3 protein-coding genes are annotated in these 6,226 nt (G+C 39.6%); all 3 read left to right on the forward strand.

Features of this window, described 5'->3' with window-relative positions:
• The first annotated feature begins 810 nt into the window (after positions 1-810).
• Positions 811-1,998, forward strand: coding sequence for a tyrosine decarboxylase MfnA (gene mfnA / locus EO98_RS00225; protein WP_048139563.1), 1,188 nt, complete (start codon positions 811-813; stop codon positions 1,996-1,998).
• A 443-nt stretch (positions 1,999-2,441) separates the two neighbouring features.
• On the forward strand, positions 2,442-3,536 hold the full coding sequence (locus tag EO98_RS00230) for a CBS domain-containing protein (RefSeq protein ID WP_048139565.1): 1,095 nt from the start codon (positions 2,442-2,444) through the stop codon (positions 3,534-3,536).
• A gap of 894 nt (positions 3,537-4,430) precedes the next feature.
• Entirely contained in the window at positions 4,431-5,975 is a 1,545-nt protein-coding gene (locus tag EO98_RS00235; protein ID WP_048139567.1) for a TraB/GumN family protein, read from the forward strand.
• The last annotated feature ends 251 nt before the right edge of the window (positions 5,976-6,226 follow it).

Genomic DNA, 6,226 nt, shown 5'->3' on the forward strand with positions numbered 1-6,226 from the left:
AAACCAATTCTTAAGGTAAAATTATCCTTAATAATTTAAGGATCAATATTTTTCATTTACAGAGAACCTCTAGACAGTCTCCAGCAATATAAAAAAAGTATACAAAAATCATTAAATAATATACAAATTTCTTTTAGAGCTATTAAAATAAATGGTGTTTATTAATAATCTCTGAATTAATTAAACTAATCTAAAAAGTTAATCTAAGAACCTATATAGTTACTTTTACTTTTCTCTTTTATGTCCTTAATTATTCTCCTGCTTTTTCTTTCCTTCCCCTTTCACTTGATTTATTTCAAAAGTTGATGATTTTGTTGAGTATTTCTCAAAGCCCTTCTTTTATTTTAATTTTTTCTTGCTCTTTTTTCTTTCTTTTTTCCAATCTCTTTTTTGTTTTCAGTTCTTTTTTCGTAGTTATCCAACCTCTATTAATCAGTCTATTGATATTGTTTTTGTCGAATAAGAGATATATTACTAACTTACATAAACTGAAAAAACACAACCAATAACCAACAATTAAAGAAAATCAATTCATAGAGCTTTGCTCGTTGGATCTTAATTAAGATGGATAGTGATGCTGTTTTGCTAAGGCTAAACAGTTACCTTTTTTCCTTGTTTTTCAATTTTTCAAATCATTCCACTATTTCTATTTTCTTTTAACCATATTCCTTTTTGTTCATATTTTATTCAAATATATCCATAATTACTGACTAATTTAAGCTATTTTGGACTTTTATAAAGTCCAGGAGATCAATTTTTCGAGGTTTATTCCATAAGTCTTTTAAATAAAACTGGTTTTACTTTATCTATATGAATGTGCAGGGTCTTTCTGAAAGAGAGATATTTTCCTACCTGGAAAATGCAAAGTCAGAGGATACGGATTATTATCGGGTTTTAAGTTCAATGTGTACTCACCCTCATAAGATCGCAACCGAGGCTCACAGGCTCTTTATTGAGGCTAACCTGGGTGATACCGGGCTTTTTGCCGGAGCCCACAGGCTTGAGCAGGAGGTTGTCAGGATGCTTGGGGAGCTTCTTCATGCTCCTTCAATTGATGTTCCTTCCGGAGACTCATGTGAGAGTTCGGTTTGCGGTTACCTTACTACAGGAGGTACCGAATCCAATATTCAGGCTGTAAGAGGAATGAAAAACCTTGTGACCGCAGGAAAGGAAGGGTTGAAAGGAACTCCAAATATTGTAATTCCTGAATCGGCTCATTTTTCTTTTGATAAGGTTGCCGACATGATGGGTATAGAGGTTAGAAGGGCTTCACTGGATTCGGAGTTTAAGGTGGACCTCACTTCTGTTGAAAGTCATATAAATGCAAACACCATAGGACTCGTAGGGATAGCAGGAAATACTGAGTTTGGCCAGGTGGATCCTATTGACGAACTCTCGGAAATAGCTCTTGAAAACGAGATTTTCCTGCATGTTGATGCGGCTTTCGGAGGTTTTGTAATTCCTTTCCTCGAAAAACCCCGGTCTTTTGATTTCAAAGTGCCAGGCGTTACTTCCATTGCTATAGACCCCCACAAGATGGGCCTGTCCACAATCCCGTCAGGTGCTCTGCTTTTCAGATCCCCTTCTTTCATGGACTCCCTTAAGGTAAATACTCCATACCTTACCACAAAATCCCAGTTCACACTTACGGGCACCAGGAGCGGAGCCTCAGCTGCCGCTACCTGCGCTGTCATGAAATATCTTGGCCATGAAGGTTACAGAAAGAATGTGCAATACTGCATGCAGCTCACCGTAAAGCTAGTCACAGAAGCTCGAAAAATCGGTTTCGAACCCCTGCTTGAACCCGTAATGAACGTAGTTGCTCTGAAAGTCCCTGACCCTGATCTTGTCAGAGAACAGCTTCTTGAAAGATTCGGCTGGAATGTCTCAATCACCCGCACACCAAGAGCCCTCCGTCTAGTCCTTATGCCGCATAATACCCCGGAAGACATCGAAATATTTTTGCAGGATCTTAAAAAAGTGACAGCAGAAATTTAAAGTTACTGCTTTTTATTTTTATTCTCACTTTCGTTTTTTTCAGTCGAATACCACGCAGCTTGCTGCAGGGTGCACCAGCGAAACTTTGATTTTTTTCCTGTTTTCCTTTTCCCCGTTTTTCAATTTTGCGCAAGCAAATATCTATAGTATTATTGCTAAATAGTAAATAGGATCAGCTACGCTTAATAATGAATTTAAATAATTGGGGAGGGAATTAGCTGATTTTTTTGTTTAATAAAAAACCTGGAACTTTTACGAATCACAGCTTTTTAACCGGAGCTTTTTAACTGGAGCTTTTTAACTGGAGTTTTTTAACCGGAGCTTTTTAACTGGAGTTTTTTTGACTGGTATTCAGGAATATACGTTTCATATATGTTTCACATATATTTCATCTAATTTCATCAAGTGTCTATATTAGTTAAATAAAGGGGGCCTTTTAATTCATGAAATCTGCACTGAAAATCGGAAGCGTACTGGGCATACCTATCAGACTGCACATAACCTTTCTTTTAATACTTCCCATTTTTGCATATATTTTTGCAATTAATCCATATCCTTATGGCTTTCAAGGGGTTGAGCCGCCTGCGACAAAATATGCACTTTCGACCCTGACCGCAATCCTGCTTTTTGCCTCAATCCTTTTGCATGAGCTTGCGCACTCATATCTGGCAATGCGCTATGGAGTCAATATTGAAAGCATCACGCTCTTCCTTTTCGGAGGAGTTTCTTCAATGGAAGAGATGCCAAGGGATCCCGGACAGGAAGCAAAGATGGCTTTTGCAGGACCTCTTACGAGCCTGATTATAGGTGCTGTCTGTCTTTTCATATATAGGAATATAATTGCGCCAAATCCTTCGTTTTCTGAAAATCCAGTTTTTCTGACAATCTGGATTCTTGGCGTCATGAATATAGTGCTTGGAATTTTCAACCTCCTGCCCGCATTTCCAATGGACGGAGGCAGGGTACTCCGTGCTTTCTATGCAAGGAGAATGTCTTATGTCAAAGCTACGCAGAGTGCAGCTGCCGTAGGAAAATTTTTTGCCATCCTGATGGCGATTTTCGGCATTCTTGTAGGAAACCTCTGGTTCCCTTTGATTGCTCTCTTTATTTATGTTGGTGCATCCGAGGAGGAACGCTCCACTCAGGCATCCGTAACTCTAGAAAATGTTCTGGTAAAAGATATAATGACAAAAGATGTAGTTTCAGTACCTTCTTCCATGAATGTTGAAGATCTGGTTCATTTTATGTTTGAGAAAAAGCATATGGGTTATCCTGTTATAGAGGAGGGCGACCTCAAAGGGATTGTGACTTTTACCGATCTCCAGCGCGTTTCCACTCTTGATCGCCCTGTAACACGGGTCTCAGATATTATGACCAGAGATGTCATATCTGTTACTTCGGATGCACGGGCAAGTGATGTCCTCAAATTGGTTGCATCTAAGAACATAGGAAGAGTTCTGGTCATTGATAATGGGTCTCTTGTAGGGGTACTTTCCAGAACAGACCTGGTCCGGACATTGAGGCTCAGATCAGAATGATGCACCAAAAAATTTCTTTTTGGAAATGTTCATCCGAAGACAGTTGTTCATCCGAAGACAGTTGTTCATCCGAAGACAGTTGTTCATCCGAAGAAAAGTGTTCATCCGAAGAAAAGTGTTCATCCGAAGAAAAGTGTTCATCCTAAAAAGGATTGCATACACATACTGAAAATCTTTAAAACTAAATAAAACTAAATTGTTAAAGAAAACTGTAAAAATAGCAAAACACAAATTTCTGGCAGGTAATCACACGACTACTTATCTGCCTGTGCTATATTTTTTTACAATTTAATTATATCATGTTTATGATCTGGTTATTTTAAATGTATAGTTTTATATCTTTGAAGTATGGTTTAACCTTAGATGTATAGTTTTATATCTTTGAAGTATAGTTTAATATCTTAGATGTGTAGTTTAATATCTTTGAAGCATAGTTTGGTATCCGGCAATTATAATTTAGTTATTTCACGGTATAACATAACTTATCTCATATTCAGATCCGTACAAATTGGCTACGTATAGATTGGCTATTGATGTATAGGTTGGTTATGTACAGATTGACTGTTTACAGATCAGTTATTTACAGATCAGTTATTTACAGATCAGTTATATAACATGTGTAACTTATTTAATGTGTATGGCTTAATTATACTATATATTAAATTACCTGTGTGCTAAACCATTCACATGATATCTTCGAATTTGCGGCAGTAAGTGTTTAAAATTCGGAAGTATAATGGATAAAGGTATAATGGATAAAGTAACGTATTCTGACAATGGGCTTGAAGGTAGAGTAATGTACTCTGGACAGCAGTACATAGCAATACGGTGAAATGCTCTGCTCTATACATTTTTATCCGTCACTTCTAATATGCCGCAACAGAGAGACTGATAATGGATAGGTCTAAAATTACAGATTCTCAGGACAAGGATCCTGAATTCAATTTTCATAGTTCATCTCAGGAGTCAATATACTCTATGGACAAACTTATAACCGAATCCGCGGAAGATAATGTTTCTGTCGGAAAGTCTAAGCTTTCTGATTCTTCAATCAACAAGCCAGAGGAAACCCGGGCTTCTGTACTGCCATCTGTAGCAGAAGCCGGAGAGGTCGAGGTGAAACTCGACATAAGTTCCGAGTTTATTGCGGAACCTCTTCCTGATTCAGCTTCGGAAATTTCAGTTCCTTCTTCTTTCCACCCTCCGTCTCCGGATGTGAACAATCCGGCTGTCGAGTTTCAGCCTTCAAAGGTTGTGCTCATAGGTACGGCACATGTTTCGGAAAAGAGCGTGGCTGAAGTCAGGGATACTATCAGGAAACTTAAACCCGATATTGTAGCTATCGAGCTCTGCCGGGCACGTTATGATTCTCTGAAAGGAAATATCCAGGAGACGAATCAGCTTCCAATAAAGGAAATTCTCACTGAAGGAAAGGTATACTTTTACCTTGTTAACTGGTTGCTTGCCTATGTGCAGAAAAAAATCGGTGAAGACATGGGTGTAAAACCCGGTTCTGAGATGATTTCCGCAATCGATGAAGCAGAAGCATTAGGAGCCAGAGTAGCTTTAATTGACAGGGATATCCAGGTTACGCTCCAGCGTTTCTGGGGCCGCATGAAATTCCTGGAGAAAATAAAAATGCTTGGTTCTCTCATAGGCGGCCTGATAGGAATAGGAAAAGGAGCCGAGATCGATATCGATCAGATGACTCAACAGGATGTTGTCACAGCCCTTGTCGGTGAGCTCAGAGAATTTGCCCCAACTGCGGCTGAAACTCTCATAGATGAGCGGGACGCATACCTTGCAGGTAGCATCCTCAAGGTGGCTGCAGGCGGAAATAAAACTATTGTTGCAGTTGTTGGTGCAGGACATAAACCAGGAATAATTAACTACCTGAAAAACCCAAAGAGCATTCCGCCACTTAGCACTCTTATGGAGATTCCGAAGAAGCGCATTGGAATCGGTAAAATTATCGGTTTTGGAATAGTTGGTCTCGCGCTTCTGGTTTTTTTATTGCTCCTCGCATCGGGCACCCCCCTGAACCTCCTTTTGATAGCTTTCGGATGGTGGTTCCTCATTAACGGGGTCCTGAGCGCAGTCGGCGCCCTGCTGGCAGGAGGACATCCATACTCTGCTCTCACAGCTTTTTCGGTTGCCTGGTTAACCTCTCTGAACCCTATGATGGCTGCAGGCTGGTTTGCAGGTCTGGTAGAAGCAAAACAGCGAAGTCCAACCACTGACGATATTAAAGCCCTTGCAGGGATAGAAACTTTCAAAGAAATGTTTAAAAACAGGTTCATGCGTGTTCTTCTTGTGGCCAGCTTTGCCAATATCGGAAGTATGATAGGTACTTTCCTTGGGGCATATGTAATGCTACAGGTTACAGGCCTCGACCCGAGGGACATTCTCCTTTCTGGGTTCAGTGCGCTCGGACTCTGATCAAAAAATCCCTTGGTCGGGCGCAAAGGCTTCTGTTTCCCAGCGTACCTGAGAAAAGGGGCGTCTAAAAGAAACGGGAGCATAAAAGTAATGGGAAAGTAAATTTTCCCTATTTAGTTTTTAATCTTCCTTGAATTCTATTTTTATAAAGAAATATAGGGTCCTCTTAAACTCACTCCTTAACTGGAACTTATTTTCCATTTTTTCTGCCAATTAAGCCAGAGAATAGTTTCCCCAAAAAAAGTACATCT

The sequence above is a fragment of the Methanosarcina sp. 2.H.T.1A.6 genome (genome assembly GCF_000979455.1).
In the GTDB taxonomy this organism is placed as follows: Archaea; Halobacteriota; Methanosarcinia; order Methanosarcinales; family Methanosarcinaceae; genus Methanosarcina.

Excerpts from the sequence above, each read along its gene's own strand:
- mfnA (WP_048139563.1), top strand. The coding sequence starts at position 811 with ATGAATGTGCAGGGTCTTTCTGAAAGAGAGATATTTTCCTACCTGGAA.
- EO98_RS00235 (WP_048139567.1), top strand. The coding sequence starts at position 4,431 with ATGGATAGGTCTAAAATTACAGATTCTCAGGACAAGGATCCTGAATTC.
- EO98_RS00230 (WP_048139565.1), top strand. The coding sequence starts at position 2,442 with ATGAAATCTGCACTGAAAATCGGAAGCGTACTGGGCATACCTATCAGA.